We start from the raw sequence: 16,825 nt of genomic DNA on the forward strand, positions 1-16,825 counted from the left end.
AAAAATCGGTTTTTTTATGAAATAGATAATTTTAGAAAAATTCGATGTAAATATTTTCGCCGACATTTAATCCGAAAAGGGTTTTGGCACCGTTCTTTTTGCTGCCTTTGTAAATGGTCAGTTCCAGTTGTTGACTGTCGTTGAAAATGGCCGCTGATTGCCCGTGGTATTCGGTTTCTCTGTCCCAGTCGGTGACTACTTCGGTATGGCTTGAGTATATTTTCGATAAACTCAAATTTCTGAACTTTATGGTAAATTTTTCGAAACCTTTCGCTAAAGTTTCAAAGAATTCTTTACTGATATTTGATATTATGTTTCCGAAATTATCAATGTACATTACTTCACCGATTATCATCTTTTCGGGTTCATTATAAACCGGTTTTGGAAACAAAAGCTGTTTTACATCCTCAATTTTTCTTCCAATCACTTCAGGAAGTCCGCCATTTGCCAAATGTACAGCAACGGGAACGAAAACATCCGTCGACGTAAAATTTACGACATCATCAAATCTGTTGTTTAAAGTAATTTCGTAAATCGCTTCAGGTTTAATATCAAAAAAAATCAAACTCAGCAATCCGTTGTCAGCTGCTAAAAAATAAGAGCCATCAGCTTTATATAAAATGTTTCTTCTTGATTTATGAAAAAAGCTGTCAACGGCGATAATGTGAATGGTTCCTTTGGGAAAATAACGGTACGCATTCCTTACAATGTAGGAGGTCTGAATAAGGTTATATGCCTGAATATCATGACTGATATCGATACTGTTGACTTTAGGATTCAAAGACAGGATTTTCCCTTTCATAGCCGAAACTCTGTAATCTAAACGTCCGAAATCTGAGGTAAGGGTAATAATTGACATGAATAAATCTGATAGAAGTGCAAATTTATCTAAAATAAAAGGAAAGAAATAAATAATGTGGATAAGAATTTGATTTGAATCTGAAAAAAAACTTCTAAATTTAAAATCTAATAATAAAAATATTTGCATGTTTGAATTAACGTATGATTTAGAAGGTATTGATGCAAAAAACTTTTACGGAGTTAATAACCAATATTTCAATTTAATAAAATCCAGCTTTCCAACCCTTAAAATTACCGGCAGAGATCACCATATTTTTGCGATGGGAAATCAGGAAGCTCTTGATATATTTAAGCAGAAACTTGATGATATTGTCAGTTTCATTTCCAAAAACAATTCTATCGGGCTCAAAGACATAGAAAATTTTCTTAATCTGAAGGATGAGAATGAAAAACACCTGGTTTTTGATCAGGACATCATTGTAAAAGGCGTCAACGGAAAAATAATAAAAGCTAAGACTACCAATCTTAAAAGACTCGTAAAGGAAACCGAGAAAAAAGATATGGTTTTCGCGATCGGACCTGCAGGAACGGGTAAAACGTATACAAGTGTTGCTTTGGCAGCAAGAGCTTTGAGAGATAAGGAAGTGAAAAGAATTGTTCTGACAAGACCTGCAGTTGAAGCAGGGGAGAGTCTTGGGTTTTTACCGGGAGATTTAAAGGAAAAGCTTGATCCTTATTTGCAGCCTTTATATGATGCGCTTCGGGATATGATTCCGCATGAGAAGCTGGAAGGTTTTATGGAAAAGAAAATTATTGAAGTTGCTCCGCTAGCATTTATGAGAGGAAGAACTTTGGATGATGCGTTTGTAATTTTGGATGAAGCTCAAAATACAACCCACGCTCAGATGAAAATGTTTTTGACAAGAATGGGTATGAATGCTAAATTTATCATCACAGGAGATCCAACACAAATAGATTTGCCACCGAAACAACATTCAGGTTTAAAAGAAGCCATGAGAATTCTGAAAGATGTGAAAGAAATAGGTTTTGTTTACCTTACGGAAGAAGACGTTGTAAGACATCCTGTAGTAAAGAAAATCATTCTTGCATACAACGAAGAAGACAAGAGGTCAAGAGAATAAGTTTTTTTAAGTTTTGATATTTTTTTTGAAAATATTTTGTCATTCTATAAAAAGTGATATATTTGGGCTCTTAAAATTTGTTAAAACTTTAAACTATGAAAAAATTATTATTAGTTGCCTCTGTTATTTTAATGGGAGTTACAGTGAAAGCTCAAGAAACAAGATTTGGTGTGAAGGCTGGTTATTCTTTATCAACAATAAAGGTTGACGAAGATCAAGACGACTTGGAAGAAAGAAGCACAGATCCATCACATACTTTTTATATAGGTGGGCTTGTAGAACATAAGTTCAGTGATACATTTGGTATTCAGGGAGAATTGCTATATTCACCTCTAGGTGGTAAGGAAGATTATAATGTAAGCGAGGGTCAGACTTATTTCAGAGAAAAAACAAAAATTACTTTTGGAACTCTATTAATTCCTGTTTCGGCAAAATATTTTATTACTGAAAATCTTTCGGTAGCTTTAGGTGCAAGTTTTGGAGTAATTCTTTCTGCAAAGCAAAAAACTGTTGTAGATGCAGGTATCGGTATTCCTGGTTTAGAACTTGAAGGTGATGATGATGTAGATATTAAAGATGAAGTTAACACTTTAAATATAGCTCCTTTTTTAGGTGCAGAATTCATGTTGGAAAACGGTTTGTTCTTTGATGCAAGATATAACTATGGTGTATCAGATCTTTCTAAAAGTGAAGGAAAGGTAACTAACAGCTTCTTACAAGTTGGTGTAGGTTTTAAATTCGGAGGAAATTAAGATTTAAAAATTAATAAATACAATAGAGCAGGGCAAATTTTGTCCTGCTTTTTTTATGATGTGGTATCAAGCGGCATCTATTTTGCTGTAGAGAATCATTAATTGATAATAAACTTTAAATAATTAGAAATGAAAAAATTACTATTATTAGGTGCATTTGCATTGTTTGGTGGTGCAGCTCAGGCGCAGGAAGGTTTTAAATTGGGAGGTCACATTGGTGCTCCGGTTGGTGATGCGGCAGATTATGCTTCATTTACTTTGGGGGTAGATGCAGCGTATATGTGGACTGTGATGAAGGGTCTAGATGTAGGTATCGCAACAGGATATTCACATTTTTTCGGGAAAGACCGATGGGATGATTTCGGATTTGTTCCTCTGGCAGCTTCAGGTAAATATAAATTCAGCAGCGTTCCACTTTTTGTAGGTCTTGATCTTGGTGGAGCTATTTCTACAAAAGACGGTATCGACAGCGGTTTGTATGTTTATCCTAAAGTAGGATTTCAGTTGCCAAAAGCTGAAATTTATTTGGGATACCAGAATATAGGAAGTGAAAGAGGAGATTTCGACAGAGACAGAAGGGTAGATTCTAATTTCGGGGCCGTCAACTTAGGAATCAATTTCTTCTTAAAGTAAAATATTTTTAAAACAAGTAATATTAAACTCCAGTTGCAAAATTGGAGTTTTTTATTTGGTTTCTTTAAATTTTATTTAATTAATTCTCTCTGATTTGATTTTAATCCGAAAAAGTCAATATCCATGAGTGATTTTTATCATGTTAACAAATTTTAATATTAGATTTGGTCATTATACATTTGCACTCAGAAAGTATAAAATTATTCAAAATGAAAAAATTATTAATTGCAAGTGCTGTTGCACTTTTCGGTTTATCAAACGCTCAGATCGCTAAAGGAACTGTATATTTATCAGGATCTGTTGGTTATTCTCAAGAAGAAACTAACAACGGAAATTCTAAATCAGAAAACTTTAACGTACTTCCTACAGCTGGATTTTTCGTAGCACCAAACTTTGCAGTAGGTTTAGGAGTTGGTTTCCAAACTCAAAAAGATACTTCAATTACAACTACTATTAATCCTTTATCAACTACAGTAAACACTTTTGAAACTAAGAACCCAGCTTTCGTTGTGGCTCCTTTCGCAAGAAAATACTGGACTTTATCTGACAAATTGTATTTCTTCGGTCAATTGGCTGTACCAATGCAGTTCGGAAAAACTGAAGTTGAAAATTCTTCTGTAACTACAACAGGAACTACTACGTCTACTTCTTCTGTTTCTTCTGAAGCGAAGTATACTTCTGTAGGGGTAACTGTAAAACCAGGTTTAGATTATTTCTTAAACAAAAACTGGACTATTGAAGCTACAATCGGAGAATTTGGTTACAATAACTTCAAACCAAAAGACGGTGATGCTACAAATAACTATAGCTTTGGTTTAAACCTTGCTAATGTAGGAATCGGTGTTAAATATGTATTTGCAAAGTAATTAAACAATTACAAAATATATAAAATTAAGTCCTGAGTTAGTTCTCAGGACTTTTTAAACTTAATAAAAACTTTTAAACTATCATTACAATGAAAAAAACATTACTTATTGGTGCAATTGCACTTTTCGGATTGTCAAATGCTCAAATGACTAAAGGTGACTGGGTATTCAGTGGAAATACTGGTGCTGGATTTAACAATGTAAGCACAAAATTTAAAGCAGAAGGAATGTCTGAGGACGGACCAAAAGTGAGTACTTTTTCTGTATCACCTTCTGTAGGATATTTTGTTATTGATAAATTAGCTGTTGGTATTGAAGCAAATCTTTTGACTGCCACTACTAAATACGAGGGAATTAAATCTACTGCTACAAGCTTTTCTATCATGCCAAATGCAACGTATTATTTTGCTAATGACAGCAAATTAGTACCTTATGTTGGTGCAGGGATTGGTTATGCATCTGTGAAAAACAGTGGAGAAACAGAATTCTTAGGTGAAACTTTCAGTGATGAGACTACGACAGATGGTCTTGCATGGAAAGCTAAAGCGGGAGTTACTTATATGGCTACTCAATCTTTGGGTATTAATTTAGGTGTTTCTTTTGATCAGTTTTCAAACAAAGAAACGTATTCAGGTGTTGATGTAAAAACTCAGGTAAATACTTTCGGTGTTAATTTAGGTTTTTCTTACTTCCTGAAATCTAAATCTCAAAAAACAGATAAATAATCTGTCATTTTGATTTAAATAGAAAAATCCGATTCAAAACTGAGTCAGATTTTTCTATTTATCACAAAAAAACTCCCAGAGAATTCTGAGAGTTATATGTGTTTTGAAATTGAGATAATTATTTGCCAAACATTCCGCCCATTCCAGGCATATTTGGCATTTTGCTCATCATCTGCATCATCTGTTTTCCTTGTGGTCCCTGCATCATCTTCATCATTTTTCCCATTTGGTCAAACTGTTTCATCAAAGCGTTGACATCTTCAATTTTTCTTCCTGCACCTTTGGCAATTCTGCTTTTTCTTTGAGTATTGATAATAGAAGGTCTTCTTCTTTCGTCCGGAGTCATAGAATAAATAATTGCTTCAATATGTTTAAATGCATCATCGCTTATCTCAACATCCTTAATGGCTTTTCCGACTCCCGGAATCATTCCCATCAAATCTTTCATATTCCCCATTTTTTTGATCTGATTGATTTGCTTCAAGAAATCATCAAAACCAAATTCATTTTTAGCAATTTTCTTATGAAGTTTTTTTGCTTCCTCTTCATCAAACTGTTCTTGAGCTCTTTCAACCAAAGAAACAACGTCTCCCATTCCTAAGATTCTGTCGGCCATCCTTTCCGGGTAGAAAAGATCTAAAGCTTCCATTTTTTCTCCGGTAGAGATAAATTTGATTGGCTTTTCAACCACAGAACGTATCGTTAAAGCAGCTCCACCACGAGTATCACCGTCTAATTTCGTTAAAACAACACCGTCAAAATTCAAAGCTTCGTTAAATGCTTTTGCCGTATTCACAGCATCCTGACCAGTCATTGAGTCAACAACAAATAGAGTTTCATTTGGTTTAATGAAATAATGAACCGATTTGATTTCGCTCATCATCTGCTCGTCAATTGCTAGACGACCAGCTGTATCCACGATAACAACATCGTGACCATTAGATTTAGCAAAGCTGATAGCATTTTCAGCAATTGTAGAAGGATTTGTTGCACCTTCTTCAGTATAAACAGGTACACCGATTTGTCCACCAAGAACTTTCAGCTGATCAATTGCAGCAGGACGGTAAACGTCACACGCAACCAATAAAGGTTTTTTATTCTTTTTAGTTTTTAAATAATTAGCAAGCTTTCCAGAAAAAGTAGTTTTACCCGAACCTTGAAGACCTGCGATCAAAATTACAGACGGTTTTCCTGAAAGATTGATTCCTTCCTGAGAACCTCCCATCAAATCTACCAGCTCATCATGAACAATCTTCGTCATCAACTGTCCCGGAGTAAGAGAGGTAAGAACGTTTTCACCTAAAGCTTTATCCTGAACTCTTTTTGTAAGGTCTTTAGCAACTTTATAATTAACGTCGGCATCTACCAATGCTCTACGGATCTCTTTTACGGTTTCCGCAACGTTGATTTCGGTAATTTTTCCACGTCCGGAAAGATTGTGAAGTGCTTTGTCTAATTTATCCTGTAAACTATTGAACATATTGATTGTAAATTATAGTGTGCAAAAATAAGGAATTTTTAATAATTTATCATATATAGTATAAAGAGATTTGTTTTGAATGTAAATTATAATCTTATTTTTGCAAAATGAATTTTTGGGATAGCTTTATTGTCATTTCTTTAATAGCAATTTTGAATATTATCGTATTTATAATATTTAAAAAATATCTGTACGGGAAAGAAAACGCCGGAATGAAATTTCTGACACTTAATATTTCTAAAGATTTATTGTGGCTGATCATTTCATTATTAATAATAGAGAAGACAAAAAATAATTTTTTATTGATTATAATTTGCTTTATCGTTGCATCCGTAACTATATATACGCCGGTAATAAAGCAGATTAACAAACCGTGATTTTTTTGATGATAAATATCAATTTTTAATATTGGTAGAGTTTAATAAAATCAATATATTTGCACACGATTAAAAAAGAGATATGAACAGAAAAGTTTCTTCGTTATTTTTCGCATTTTTATTTGTGTTTATGAGCAGTTTTGCCGCTGCACAGCACGAGACTGAAGGTGAAAAATCAGCTGAAAAGGTAGAGCATGCAGAAGGCGACAAGCCCTTCAATGCTACAAAGATGATCATGGAACACATCAGTGATTCTAACGAATGGCATTTATGGACTACTAAAGATGAAAACGGAAAAGAAGATCATTTTTCTATCCCATTACCTATTATTATTAAAGATAATACAGGATGGCATACTTTCTTATCTAAAGATATTGCTCACGGTCACGAACATGATGGCTATACTTTACATGAAGGTCAGGTTGTCTCAACTAAAGGAATCGAAAAAGCAACTCTTTTTGCTGTGATTTCAGGAAAACAAAAAGCAAGCGACGTATTTTTTGATATGTCGATCACAAAGAATACTGCATCAATGTTTTTATCAGTAATCTTTATGCTGGTGATTTTCTTAGGAATGGCTAAAAATTACAAAAAATCTCAGTTACCGAAAGGAGCAGGGAAATTATTAGAGCCAGTAATTGTATTCATCAGAGACGAAGTGGCTATTCCAAATATCGGTTCTGTAAAGTATAAAAGATATATGCCTTATTTATTGACAGCATTTTTCTTTATCTGGTTCAACAACTTATTCGGATTGATTCCTTTCTTTCCTGGTGGAGCTAACTTAACAGGAAATATTGCAATCACTTCAGTTTTGGCAATCATTACATTGTTGATTACATTATTCAGTGCTAATAAAGATTATTGGAAACACATCTTTATGCCACCGGTTCCATTATTGTTATACCCAATTATGGTTCCAATCGAGATCATCGGGATCTTTACAAAACCTTTTGCTTTGATGATGCGACTTTTCGCAAACATTACTGCAGGTCACATTATGATCTTAGCGATTATCTCATTGATCTTTATTTTTAAATCACCATTCTTAGGATTTGCATCTGTACCATTGGCATTATTTGTTTCTGTATTGGAACTTTTGGTTGCGGCATTACAGGCTTATATCTTTACAGTATTGTCAGCATTGTTTATCGGTATTGCAGTTGCAGAGCACGATCACGATCATGCACATAATGATGATGATAGTGTAGGTCACGACACAATGGTAGCTTAATTAAACGAAAAATAATTTTAACTAAATATTTATTTATTATGGACATCACAACTGGAACAGGATTAATTTACGTAGGTATCGGTTTAGCAGTATTAGGAGTAGGTCTTGGTATTGGTAAAATCGGTGGGCACGCTATGGATGCTATCGCTAGACAGCCAGAACAAGCTGGTAAGATTCAAGGAGCAATGCTTATTGCTGCTGGTCTTATCGAAGGTGCTGGTCTTATTGCGATTATCTTTGGTGCTTTCATCAAGTAATTATCCTCAGAAAAAATATTCTTAGCAGTGAAGCGGTTGGCTGCTGCTAAGGATTTTTAAAAAAGATATCCATAAATTATTACACTAAAAAAAGAATTACAGATATGGGAATTATAGAACCTGGAATTGGACTTTTGTTTTGGATGACGCTTACATTCGCTATCCTATTATTTATCCTTGCTAAATTTGCTTGGAAACCAATTGTAAATGCAGTAAATGACAGAGAAGCTTCTATCGTTGATGCTTTGAATCAGGCTAAATTGGCTAAAAAAGAAATGGAAGATCTTAAATCTGATAACGAAAGAATCATTCGTGAAGCTAAAATTGAGAGAGATTCTATCCTTAAAGAAGCAAGAGAAATTAAAGACAGAATTGTAGGAGAAGCTAAAGATATTGCTAAAGCTGAAGGAGATAAAATCATTGATGCTGCTAAGCAAACCATCCAAACTGAGAAAAATGCTGCAATGTCAGAAATCAGAACTCAGATTGGTGCTTTATCTGTAAATATTGCAGAATCTATCTTACAGAAAAATTTAGAGGACAGCGAAGCTCAGAACGAGCTGGTTCAAAATTATTTAAACAAATCTAATCTTAACTAAGAATGCTTACATCTAAAGTAGCTAAAAGATACGCACAAGGTTTACTTGATTTCGCAAACGAATCAGGACAAACTGCTGCTGTGTTTTCTGAAATGAAAGATGTTAAGAAAGTGATGTCTGAATCTGAGGATTTAAACAAATTTTTCAAGACGCCTTACATCGATGCAAAAAAGAAAGAGGACGTTGCTAAAGAGATTTTTAAAGGTTTCTCACTTGTTTCTCAGAATTTGATTACTTTAGTGATCAGACATGGTCGTGAAAATCATTTAAAAAATATTGCTCAGGAATTCATCAATAAAGTTGAAGATATCAATGGCGTACAGAGAATCACTCTTACAACAGCAACTCAGCTTTCAAAAGAAAACATTGATCAGATTTTAAAATCTACAGACTTAGTAAAAGCAGGTTCAAACTTTGACTTAAATCTTACCATCAATCCTGATATTTTAGGAGGATATATTTTAAGAGTAGGTGATCAGCAGATTGATGCATCTGTAAAATCTAAGCTTAATAATATCAAAAAAGATTTTCATTTAAATTAAGAAAAAACAACCATATAATGGCAGAAATAAATCCGGCAGAAGTATCTGCGATCTTAAAACAACAGTTGGCCAACTTCGACACTCAATCAAACGTTGAGGAAGTAGGTACAGTTTTGACCATCGGTGATGGTATTGCTCGTGTATACGGGTTAGAAAATGTACAATACGGTGAGTTGGTAAAATTTGCTAGCGATGTAGAAGGTATCGTACTAAACTTAGAAGAAGACAACGTAGGTGTAGCTCTTTTAGGTGAAAGTAAATTGGTAAGAGAAGGAGATACAGTAAGAAGAACAAACAGAATCTCTTCTATCAAAGTAGGAGAAGGTATGTTGGGTAGAGTAGTTGATACTCTTGGTAACCCAATCGATGGTAAAGGACCTATCGAAGGTGAATTGTACGAAATGCCGTTGGAAAGAAAAGCTCCTGGTGTTATTTACAGACAGCCGGTAACTGAACCTTTACAGACAGGTATCGTTGCAATAGACTCTATGATCCCTGTAGGAAGAGGCCAGAGAGAATTGATCATTGGTGACAGACAGACAGGTAAAACTACTGTTGCAATTGATACGATCATCAACCAAAGAGAATTTTTTGATGCAGGAAATCCTGTATATTGTATATATGTTGCAATCGGGCAAAAAGCTTCTACGGTAGCTCAAATTGTTAAAACTCTTTCTGATAAAGGAGCTTTAGCATATACCGTAATTGTTGCTGCGAATGCTTCAGATCCGGTTCCTATGCAGGTTTACTCTGCAATGGCTGGTGCATCTATTGGTGAGTTCTTCAGAGACACTGGTAGACCGGCTTTGATCATTTATGATGATTTATCTAAACAAGCAGTTGCTTACCGTGAGCTTTCTCTACTATTGAGAAGACCACCGGGACGTGAGGCTTATCCTGGAGACGTTTTCTATCTTCACTCAAGATTATTGGAAAGAGCTGCAAAAGTTATCGCTGATGATACAATTGCAAGCCAAATGAATGATTTACCAGAGTCATTGAAGCCAATCGTAAAAGGTGGTGGTTCATTAACTGCACTTCCGATTATTGAAACTCAGGCAGGTGACGTTTCTGCATATATTCCAACAAACGTAATCTCTATTACTGACGGACAGATCTTTTTGGAGTCTGATTTATTCAACTCAGGGGTGCGTCCTGCGATCAACGTAGGGATCTCTGTATCAAGAGTAGGAGGTAATGCTCAGATCAAATCAATGAAAAAAGTTTCTGGTACTCTTAAATTAGACCAGGCTCAATATAAAGAACTGGAGGCATTTGCTAAATTCGGTTCTGATCTTGATGCTTCTACTTTAGCGGTTATCTCTAAAGGCGAAAGAAACGTTGAACTTTTGAAGCAGCCGGTAAACTCTCCGCTTCCTGTTGATAGCCAGGTAGCTATGATTTATGCAGGTACAGAGAACTTATTGAGAAACGTTCCTATCAACAAAGTAAAAGAATTCCAGATCGAGTACATCTCTTTCCTAAGATCTAAGCACCCTGAAACAATGGCTGCAATCAAAGCTGGGAAAATTGATAACGATATCACAGGTGTTCTTAAGCAGGCAGCTAATGATTTAGCTTCTAAATATAACTAAAAATCAAATGTTTAAGGTTTAGATTTATTTTAAACCTTAAACTTTAGACCATAAACTTTTGAATCCAAATTAATGGCAAACTTAAAAGAAATACGAGGAAGAATCAGTTCAATTTCATCTACGATGCAAATCACGCGTGCTATGAAAATGGTTTCGGCAGCGAAACTAAAAAAAGCGCAGGATGCCATCGTAATGTTGAGACCGTATTCTGAAAAATTGCAGGAGATCATTCAGAATGTAAATTCTAGTTCAGATCCTGATCAGGTTTCTATTTATGCTCAAAAAAGAGAGGTTAAAAAAGTACTTTTCATCGCTGTTACATCAAACAGAGGTTTGGCTGGTGCATTTAACTCAAATATTGTGAAAGAACTGAATATTCAGTTTCAGAATAATTCTCAGTACGAAATTGAAGTTCTTACTATTGGTAAAAAAGCTTATGATGCGGTAAGAAGAAACCGTACAGTGTTTTCAAATGAAAGCAGTGTTTTTGATAAGTTAAGTTTTGATGTAGTTTCAAACGTTACCGAAACGGTAATGAGCAACTTCAGAGAAGGTAAATTTGATGAAGTGTATGTAATTTACAATAAATTCGTTAACGCTGCTACACAGGAAGTGATCACGGAAAAAGTTCTTCCGATTTCAATGGTTGAAACTGATGCTGTAGAAACTCAGGTTGAAACAGATTATATCTTTGAACCAAACAGAAACGAAATTTTGGATAATTTAATTCCAAAATCGATCAAAACTCAGGTTTTCAAAGCAGTTTTAGATTCTGTAGCTTCAGAGCACGGTGCCAGAATGACAGCGATGCACAAAGCAACAGACAATGCACAGGAACTGAAGAATGATTTGGTGATCTTCTACAACAAAGCAAGACAGGCTGCTATTACAAATGAGATCTTAGAAATCGTTTCAGGAGCAGAAGCTTTGAAAAACTCGTAATAAAATATTCAAAAAATATTAAAGCATCGATATCTTCGGTGCTTTTTTTGTTAGTTTTATTTTGTATATCTTTGTACAATAAATTATAATTTCTAAATGGACTCGGACATAGTCAGGCTACTATTAGCTTTGTTTCTTGTATTATTAAATGGCTTTTTCGTAGCCGCAGAATTTTCAATTGTTAAAGTTCGTTATTCTCAAATTCAGCTCAAAGCCGCCGAAGGTGATTCTATGGCGAAGCAGGCAGAGCATATTATCAAACATCTTGATGAGTATCTTTCTGCAACGCAGCTTGGGATTACTTTAGCTTCACTAGCTTTAGGTTGGGTAGGTGAAAGTGCAATGCATCATGTAATAGATAACTTATTTCATTCACTTAATATTAATTTTAGCGAATCTACTGTCACTACTATTTCTGTTGTGATCAGTTTTTTGATTATCACGGTAATGCATATCGTTTTTGGTGAATTGATTCCGAAATCCATTGCCATCAGAAAAGCTGAAGCTACGACAATGGCAACCGCAGTTCCGTTGAGAGTGTTTTATACCATTTTCAAGCCATTTATCTGGTTGATGAATTTAATGTCAAACGGAGTTTTAAGATTAATGAAAATTCATCCCGCATCTGAACAGGAAATTCACTCTACAGAAGAACTTCAGCTTCTGGTAAAACAAAGTGCAGACAGCGGTGAAATTGAAGAAGAAAACTACGAGATTATCAAAAATGCATTTGATTTTACAGACCATTCTGCAAAACAAATCATGGTTCCGAGACAGAATATCACGTCAATTGATTTTGCAGATGATTTAAACGAAATTATCAATAAGATCATGGACAGCGGATATTCTAGAATTCCGGTGTATGAAAACTCTATTGATAATATAATTGGTGTCTTTTACACAAAAGAAATCATCAGAGAATTCGTTAAAAGAAAAGGAGAATTGAGCCATGAAGATCTTAGAGAACTGATGCGTGAATCATTCTTTGTGGTCGGAAGCAAGAAGATTTCAGATTTGCTTAAAATTTTCCAGCAGAAAAAACAACATTTGGCAATCGTAATTGATGAATTTGGTGGTACTGAAGGAATTATTACTTTAGAAGATATTTTAGAAGAATTGGTAGGAGAAATTCAGGATGAAGAAGATGATGAAGAAAAATTGGTTGATAAAGTAGGAGACAATATATTTTGGGTAAAAGCGACTCAGCCTTTGGATGAGATTAACGAATCTTTACCTAAAAAACTAACGGTCTCTGAAGAAAGTGAGTACAATACTTTGGCCGGATTTATTCTGCACGCCTTAGAAGACATTCCTGAAGAGAACCAGGAATTTGATTTAGAAAATTATCATTTCAAGATCTTAAAAATGAATAATAAGAGTGTTGAAATGGTAGAGTTGATTTATAATGGACCTAATAATATCGTAGATGATATTTTAGATAAATTTGGAGATGATTAAAATTTTTAGGAAATGATTTTTTATAATAGAATAAAAGATTACGAAAATCCGAAACGTCAGTACGAAGAAGAAGTTCTTGTTTTGGATGAAACTGATGAAGTGTACAAACTGATCTTGCATAACGATGATATTCATACTTTTGATGATGTGATCGAAGCATTGATAGAGATTTGTAAACATGATCTCATACAAGCCGAGCAATGTACAATGCTCGTACATTACAAAGGCAAATGCACAGTAAAAACAGGCTCTATGGATGTTTTGAAACCCATGCACGAAAAATTAATTTCAAGAAGCTTAACAAGCGAAATCGTATAATATAAACTCTAACAATTGTTGGAGTTTTTTTGTTTAATTATTAGTTTTTTATATTTTTTTAATACGGATTTTTGAATAAATTGTTGTTTTTCAAATAAATTAACTATTTTAGTAGGCAATAATTAAGCAAATATGAAGTTAAAAATTAATTCTCTGTTATTAGGATGTTTGTTATCCTATTCAAATGTAGTTGCTCAAGAGTCACCATTAGAAGGTCCTGCAAAGAAATGGATCACCGAAAACTCAAGGAATTTGCAAATTCCGAATTACACTTCTTTACAATTAAGCTTTGTCAAAAAAGGATTTTCGGGAGAAACACTACGTTTTCAACAGACGATAAAGAATGTTCCGGTTTTTCAGTCCGAAATTATAGTTCATTTTAATAAATCAGGAAATATTTCTTATACAGGAACAGAAAATCTGAAAAATGGTATAAAAGAAATCAATACAATCCCTTCATTTTCCGCTTCGGAAGCTTTAACAAAAGCACATATTGCTGCAAAATCAGCAGGTAAAACGATCTATGAAGAAAATAAACTGTTTGTTTATCTTACAGATATTGGTGATACAAAATTGGTATATAGAGTTTTAACCAATTCTCATGACAATCCCGGAAGTTGGGAAACAATTATTGACGCACAAACAGGAGAAATCATTAGCGTGAAAGATATTGCTGTATATCATCATGATGAAAAGGAAGATCCTAAGAAAAAAAATAAAGAAAAAAAGTCTGAAAGCCAAAAAACGATATTAGGAACAGGTTCCGGTTATATTTTTGAACCAGATCCGCTATCCAAAGTGCAGATAGCTTACGGAGGACAATATGTTGACGGAAGTGATGCTACCAATGCAAGTCTCGATGCAGCACGAACTTTAGTTACAATTCCCGAATTGGAGTTGGCTGGAGGTGTTTATAAATTAAAAGGAACCTTTGTTGAGATTCAGGAATTAGAATCTCCTGCGACAGGATTATTTACACAGGCATCAAATCAGTTTCTTTTTAACAGAAATGAGCAGGGTTTTGAAGCTGTAAATGCTTATTGGCATCTCGATAACAACCTTCGTTATATTAATCTTACTTTGGGAATCCAATGTGTGCCTTTACAATATAATGGAGTATTAAGGTTTGACCCTCACGGGTTGAGCGGATCTGATAATTCTCATTACATTCCATCAAATGATACGTTAGCTTTTGGGGAAGGTGGTGTTGATGATGCAGAAGATGCAGATGTAATTATTCATGAATTGGGGCACGGTATTCATGATTGGCTGACCAATGGAAATGCATCTCAGACTCAAGGCTTGGGTGAAGGCTCCGGAGATTATTGGGCACAATCTTACAGCAGAAGTTTGAATCAGTGGAGCTCATCTGCTCCTGCTTATCATTGGATGTTTAGTTGGGATGGTCACAATCCGTTTTGGGCAGGTAGAGTTACCAATTATACAGCAACTTATCCATCCGGAATCGTAGGTTCAATTCATACTGACGGACAGATCTGGGCTTCGGCTTTGATGAGAATTTACAGTCAGATCGGAAAAGAAAAAACTGACAGAGCTTTTCTGGAAGGCTTATCATTAACAGGATCTTTTACGAATCAGCAAAATGCAGCAATCGCAGTAAGACAGGCTGCAATTGATATGTTGGGACAATTTGGCTTTACCTGTAATGATGTCGATATAATTACACAGGAATTTACTACTACAGGATATGTACTTCCGGCTTACAGTTGCCAATTAAGTGTAAGTGATGTTGATAAGAGAGATATTATTTCAATTTATCCTAATCCTGTTTCGGATATTCTAAATGTATCTTTAAAATTCACCAAGAATGAAAAGGTAGAAATTTATAACATGGAAGGCAGATTGGTGTTGGAAACAACCCTTGGAAAAGATAAAAATAAAATCGATGTTTCAGGTCTTGAAACCGGAAATTATCTTTTAACCATAAAAGAGTTAAATCTCTCAAGCAAGTTTATTAAAAAATAAAATTAAAGAATCCGATGTATTTTACGTCGGATTTTTTTTTGAATGATGAATTCCAAATACAATAAATTTATTTGCTTTAAAGTAAAATAGTATATTTGTAAAAACTATATTAGAATGCTTGTAATAGGAATTGCGGGAGGAACAGGATCCGGCAAAACTACGGTTGTTGATAAGATCATTCAGCAGCTTGACATTGAAGGAATGAATATTTTGTCTCAGGATAATTATTATCATGACAATCATAATCTTACATTGACGGAAAGAGAAGCGTTGAACTACGATCATCCCAAGTCAATAGATTTTGAACTGATGCTGAAACACGTAAAAGCATTAAAGAATAATGAAGCGATTGAGCAGCCTGTTTACAGTTTTGTAACGCACTCAAGAACTGGAGATCACGTTACCGTAGAACCGAAAAATGTATTGGTTGTAGAAGGTATTTTGGTTTTAACGAACAAAGAATTGTTGAAAGAATTTGATTTAAAAGTCTTTGTACACGCAGATTCTGACGAAAGACTGATCAGAAGGATCAGAAGAGACACTCAGGAAAGAGGAAGAGATCTTAACGAGGTTTTACATCGTTATCAAACAACCTTGAAACCGATGCACCAGGAATTCATCGAACCATCAAAAAATGATGCAGATTTGATAATTCCCAACATGAAACAGAATTCTGTAGCGATAGATTTTTTAACGACAGTTATTAAAAATTCACTTCGAAAACATTAAAAAATGGCTGAAAAAGAATTAATTAAAGACATTCAACCCAAATCGGAAACCATTAAGTTTTTTCAGAATTATGTTTTGAATAAATATGTGATTGCGATATGTCTTTTTTTGGTGTGGATGATATTTTTCGATAAAACCTCGTTTCTCGTAATCAATGAACTGAACGGTGAGATTGGTAAATACGAAGAACAGCTCGAATATTATAAATCAGAATACGAAAAGAACGACAAATTCTATAAAAAGCTGATGAATAATAAATCTGAAAAAGAAAAATATGCCAGAGAAAATTATTTCATGAAAAAACCGAATGAAGAAATTTTTATTCTGGTGGTAGACAGCGCAAATATTGCCAAAAAATAATATTTTTAGTGAATGGTCAAATGTCAATT

At 34.4% G+C, this 16,825-nt stretch carries 18 protein-coding genes; 16 read left to right on the forward strand and 2 right to left on the reverse strand.

The genetic code is table 11. From position 1 onward, the window contains the following. Positions 1-31: 31 nt before the first annotated feature. Positions 32-859: an SAM-dependent chlorinase/fluorinase gene (locus K0R77_RS08885; RefSeq protein ID WP_300351322.1), complete on the reverse strand. Its 828-nt coding sequence runs from the start codon at positions 857-859 to the stop codon at positions 32-34. A 127-nt stretch (positions 860-986) separates the two neighbouring features. On the opposite strand from K0R77_RS08885, the gene K0R77_RS08890 reads away from it, so the two are divergent. The 5 genes from K0R77_RS08890 (at position 987) to K0R77_RS08910 (ending at position 4,919) form a co-directional block, all read left to right on the forward strand. After that, a complete protein-coding gene (locus tag K0R77_RS08890) occupies positions 987-1,943 on the forward strand; it encodes a PhoH family protein (RefSeq protein ID WP_300351325.1) in 957 nt (318 codons plus the stop codon). A 95-nt stretch (positions 1,944-2,038) separates the two neighbouring features. After that, positions 2,039-2,695 carry a porin family protein gene (locus tag K0R77_RS08895; protein WP_300351328.1) on the forward strand — a complete coding sequence of 219 codons (657 nt, stop codon included), beginning with the start codon at positions 2,039-2,041 and terminating at the stop codon, positions 2,693-2,695. Positions 2,696-2,824: 129 nt separating this feature from the next. Next, positions 2,825-3,328 (forward strand): hypothetical protein, encoded by a 504-nt coding sequence (locus K0R77_RS08900; RefSeq protein WP_300351331.1) that lies wholly within the window; start codon positions 2,825-2,827, stop codon positions 3,326-3,328. Positions 3,329-3,537: 209 nt separating this feature from the next. Then, entirely contained in the window at positions 3,538-4,194 is a 657-nt protein-coding gene (locus K0R77_RS08905; RefSeq protein WP_300351334.1) for an outer membrane beta-barrel protein, read from the forward strand. Positions 4,195-4,283: 89 nt separating this feature from the next. Further along, entirely contained in the window at positions 4,284-4,919 is a 636-nt protein-coding gene (locus K0R77_RS08910; protein ID WP_300351338.1) for an OmpW family outer membrane protein, read from the forward strand. Between the two features lie 118 nt (positions 4,920-5,037). Here the strand turns inward: K0R77_RS08910 and ffh are convergent, their stop codons facing one another. Continuing rightward, positions 5,038-6,399, reverse strand: coding sequence for a signal recognition particle protein (ffh, locus tag K0R77_RS08915; protein WP_300351341.1), 1,362 nt, complete (start codon positions 6,397-6,399; stop codon positions 5,038-5,040). A gap of 459 nt (positions 6,400-6,858) precedes the next feature. On the opposite strand from ffh, the gene atpB reads away from it, so the two are divergent. The 11 genes from atpB (at position 6,859) to K0R77_RS08970 (ending at position 16,796) form a co-directional block, all read left to right on the forward strand. After that, positions 6,859-8,010 carry a F0F1 ATP synthase subunit A gene (gene atpB, locus K0R77_RS08920; RefSeq protein WP_267607490.1) on the forward strand — a complete coding sequence of 384 codons (1,152 nt, stop codon included), beginning with the start codon at positions 6,859-6,861 and terminating at the stop codon, positions 8,008-8,010. 38 nt (positions 8,011-8,048) lie between these two features. Continuing rightward, positions 8,049-8,267, forward strand: a complete 219-nt coding sequence (locus K0R77_RS08925; protein WP_056014715.1) for an ATP synthase F0 subunit C — start codon at positions 8,049-8,051, stop codon at positions 8,265-8,267. Between the two features lie 104 nt (positions 8,268-8,371). Further along, positions 8,372-8,866, forward strand: a complete 495-nt coding sequence (locus K0R77_RS08930) for a F0F1 ATP synthase subunit B (protein ID WP_300351354.1) — start codon at positions 8,372-8,374, stop codon at positions 8,864-8,866. A gap of 2 nt (positions 8,867-8,868) precedes the next feature. Further along, positions 8,869-9,408, forward strand: coding sequence for an ATP synthase F1 subunit delta (gene atpH / locus K0R77_RS08935; RefSeq protein WP_300351357.1), 540 nt, complete (start codon positions 8,869-8,871; stop codon positions 9,406-9,408). A 17-nt stretch (positions 9,409-9,425) separates the two neighbouring features. After that, positions 9,426-11,003, forward strand: a complete 1,578-nt coding sequence (atpA, locus tag K0R77_RS08940) for a F0F1 ATP synthase subunit alpha (protein ID WP_300351360.1) — start codon at positions 9,426-9,428, stop codon at positions 11,001-11,003. A 72-nt stretch (positions 11,004-11,075) separates the two neighbouring features. Beyond that, positions 11,076-11,945 carry an ATP synthase F1 subunit gamma gene (gene atpG, locus K0R77_RS08945; protein WP_300351363.1) on the forward strand — a complete coding sequence of 290 codons (870 nt, stop codon included), beginning with the start codon at positions 11,076-11,078 and terminating at the stop codon, positions 11,943-11,945. A gap of 96 nt (positions 11,946-12,041) precedes the next feature. Then, on the forward strand, positions 12,042-13,403 hold the full coding sequence (locus K0R77_RS08950; protein ID WP_300351365.1) for a hemolysin family protein: 1,362 nt from the start codon (positions 12,042-12,044) through the stop codon (positions 13,401-13,403). Positions 13,404-13,415: 12 nt separating this feature from the next. After that, positions 13,416-13,721: an ATP-dependent Clp protease adaptor ClpS gene (locus K0R77_RS08955; RefSeq protein WP_300351367.1), complete on the forward strand. Its 306-nt coding sequence runs from the start codon at positions 13,416-13,418 to the stop codon at positions 13,719-13,721. 132 nt (positions 13,722-13,853) lie between these two features. Next, complete coding sequence (locus K0R77_RS08960) at positions 13,854-15,707, forward strand: T9SS type A sorting domain-containing protein (protein WP_300351369.1); 1,854 nt, start codon at positions 13,854-13,856, stop codon at positions 15,705-15,707. Positions 15,708-15,821: 114 nt separating this feature from the next. Further along, positions 15,822-16,436, forward strand: coding sequence for a uridine kinase (gene udk / locus K0R77_RS08965; RefSeq protein WP_129536889.1), 615 nt, complete (start codon positions 15,822-15,824; stop codon positions 16,434-16,436). Between the two features lie 3 nt (positions 16,437-16,439). Beyond that, on the forward strand, positions 16,440-16,796 hold the full coding sequence (locus tag K0R77_RS08970; RefSeq protein ID WP_300351375.1) for a septum formation initiator family protein: 357 nt from the start codon (positions 16,440-16,442) through the stop codon (positions 16,794-16,796). Positions 16,797-16,825: the final 29 nt, after the last annotated feature.

The sequence above is a fragment of the Chryseobacterium sp. genome, from assembly GCF_029240215.1.
In the GTDB taxonomy this organism is placed as follows: domain Bacteria; phylum Bacteroidota; class Bacteroidia; order Flavobacteriales; family Weeksellaceae; genus Chryseobacterium.

Coding starts and splice junctions, on each gene's coding strand:
- K0R77_RS08885 (WP_300351322.1), bottom strand. CDS start 859: ATGTCAATTATTACCCTTACCTCAGATTTCGGACGTTTAGATTACAGA.
- K0R77_RS08890 (WP_300351325.1), top strand. CDS start 987: ATGTTTGAATTAACGTATGATTTAGAAGGTATTGATGCAAAAAACTTT.
- K0R77_RS08895 (WP_300351328.1), top strand. CDS start 2,039: ATGAAAAAATTATTATTAGTTGCCTCTGTTATTTTAATGGGAGTTACA.
- K0R77_RS08900 (WP_300351331.1), top strand. CDS start 2,825: ATGAAAAAATTACTATTATTAGGTGCATTTGCATTGTTTGGTGGTGCA.
- K0R77_RS08905 (WP_300351334.1), top strand. CDS start 3,538: ATGAAAAAATTATTAATTGCAAGTGCTGTTGCACTTTTCGGTTTATCA.
- K0R77_RS08910 (WP_300351338.1), top strand. CDS start 4,284: ATGAAAAAAACATTACTTATTGGTGCAATTGCACTTTTCGGATTGTCA.
- ffh (WP_300351341.1), bottom strand. CDS start 6,399: ATGTTCAATAGTTTACAGGATAAATTAGACAAAGCACTTCACAATCTT.
- atpB (WP_267607490.1), top strand. CDS start 6,859: ATGAACAGAAAAGTTTCTTCGTTATTTTTCGCATTTTTATTTGTGTTT.
- K0R77_RS08925 (WP_056014715.1), top strand. CDS start 8,049: ATGGACATCACAACTGGAACAGGATTAATTTACGTAGGTATCGGTTTA.
- K0R77_RS08930 (WP_300351354.1), top strand. CDS start 8,372: ATGGGAATTATAGAACCTGGAATTGGACTTTTGTTTTGGATGACGCTT.
- atpH (WP_300351357.1), top strand. CDS start 8,869: ATGCTTACATCTAAAGTAGCTAAAAGATACGCACAAGGTTTACTTGAT.
- atpA (WP_300351360.1), top strand. CDS start 9,426: ATGGCAGAAATAAATCCGGCAGAAGTATCTGCGATCTTAAAACAACAG.
- atpG (WP_300351363.1), top strand. CDS start 11,076: ATGGCAAACTTAAAAGAAATACGAGGAAGAATCAGTTCAATTTCATCT.
- K0R77_RS08950 (WP_300351365.1), top strand. CDS start 12,042: ATGGACTCGGACATAGTCAGGCTACTATTAGCTTTGTTTCTTGTATTA.
- K0R77_RS08955 (WP_300351367.1), top strand. CDS start 13,416: ATGATTTTTTATAATAGAATAAAAGATTACGAAAATCCGAAACGTCAG.
- K0R77_RS08960 (WP_300351369.1), top strand. CDS start 13,854: ATGAAGTTAAAAATTAATTCTCTGTTATTAGGATGTTTGTTATCCTAT.
- udk (WP_129536889.1), top strand. CDS start 15,822: ATGCTTGTAATAGGAATTGCGGGAGGAACAGGATCCGGCAAAACTACG.
- K0R77_RS08970 (WP_300351375.1), top strand. CDS start 16,440: ATGGCTGAAAAAGAATTAATTAAAGACATTCAACCCAAATCGGAAACC.